General features: G+C 59.7%; 1 protein-coding gene. It reads right to left on the reverse strand.

Translation table 11 applies throughout. From position 1 onward, the window contains the following. Window positions 1-37: 37 nt before the first annotated feature. Window positions 38-1,360: an IS5 family transposase gene (locus tag M3I56_RS40495; RefSeq protein WP_254358649.1), complete on the reverse strand. Its 1,323-nt coding sequence runs from the start codon at window positions 1,358-1,360 to the stop codon at window positions 38-40. Window positions 1,361-1,484: the final 124 nt, after the last annotated feature.

The following is a 1,484-nucleotide window of genomic DNA, read 5'->3' on the forward strand; positions in this document are numbered from 1 at the left end:
GTCGCCCCTGAACAATTCGTTTTGGCCGTCGTCGGCGTCAGCCGGCGGATGCTCTCTGATCGACAGGGATGAACAGGGCGATGAGAACAATGGTGTAAAAAAACCGCAGCTTCCTCAGGATCATCCGCAGGTTGTGACCAGCTCCGCATAGCACAGCGTGCATCGCGTCACCAAGCGTTCCCTTCAGCCAGTTCCGATCGAGTTTGCCATCTGTCTTCATGTGGCCGATGGCTGGCTCAATCGCACTGCGCCGTCTGATCATCGTCCGTAATCCCCGCGTAATGCCTCGCCTCAGCCCCGGGTGGTAGATCTTCACACCTTCGATGTCTACGCCCTTGTATCCACGATCCACGACGGCGATCTCTGGCGTGACGTCGCTCAGGATCGCCGCCTGCTCCAGCGCCTCCGCGAGCGTGTGACCATCGTACGGATTGCCCGGCATCGAGCGCATGCCAACAACCAGGCCTTCCTTGTGTGTCGTCGTGATTGACACTTTCACCCCGAACTCATACGGCGTGCGCGCCTTGCCCTTGGCCAGGCACTCCACCTCTGGCGCATGCAGTGCGTAAAGCTTGTTTTTGTCCTTTGTCTTTTGCGACAGGATTCGCTTCGTACGCCCAATCAATTCCTGCAGGATCACGCGGCTACCTTCGGAGACCGCATCGATCTGCCGCTCCACGTCACGCATCACCCGGCCCACACGCGAGCGCAACGTACGCAGCACTTTCTTCATGCGTTTGTACTGCTTCGCATGCGCGTAGCGTCCAATCTGACGCACCAGGTGCGGCGCCTCGCGGTTGTAGTTCTGCCTCAGTTTCACGCCGTGCCGCGCTGCCGCCTTCACCAGATGTTCGCGGCACCGTTCAAGAAGCCGCGAATCGGTCGGGTGGGCAATCGCTTTCTCCATGACGGTTGTGTCGACAATCACGCGCTTCACGCTTGCGGCCTTGATCACGCCAGCACGTTTTGCCGCTTCGATCGTTTCGGCCAGCAGCTCTTCAACGCCGGCCTCGCCCAACCGCTTGCGCCAGCGCGTCAGGCTCGACGGATCGATCGGCAGCTCGGTCTGCAGGTACGTCTCGCCGGTGAATACCTGCCAGTAGGGATTTTCAACCCATTGCCAGACGACCTCTTCGTCCGACAGATCGAATGCGTGCTGCAGGTACAGCAGCCCGGCGATCAGCCTGGGCGATGTTGCTGGCCGTCCCTTGCGCGACACGAAGCTCTCGCTCATCGCCATGCCCAGCCGATTCCAGTTGATCAGGTCAGCCAGCCGCACCAGCGGATGTTTCAGGTTGATCTGCTCACGCAGGGGCTGCCGGAAGAAATCTCCCTCTGTCACAGGCGTCTTCGGACCCATCCGCACCTCGTCAGGATTTGCAGGATTTCGGCATCAATATGCCAGGTCTCTGCAAATCCCACAATGCTATTTCGGCCTCGGAGCCTTGCCGCATAAGCCTTCGCGGATTGTTCAAGGCCGACTA

The sequence above is a fragment of the Paraburkholderia sp. CNPSo 3281 genome, assembly GCF_024206515.1.
GTDB lineage: Bacteria > Pseudomonadota > Gammaproteobacteria > Burkholderiales > Burkholderiaceae > Paraburkholderia > Paraburkholderia nodosa.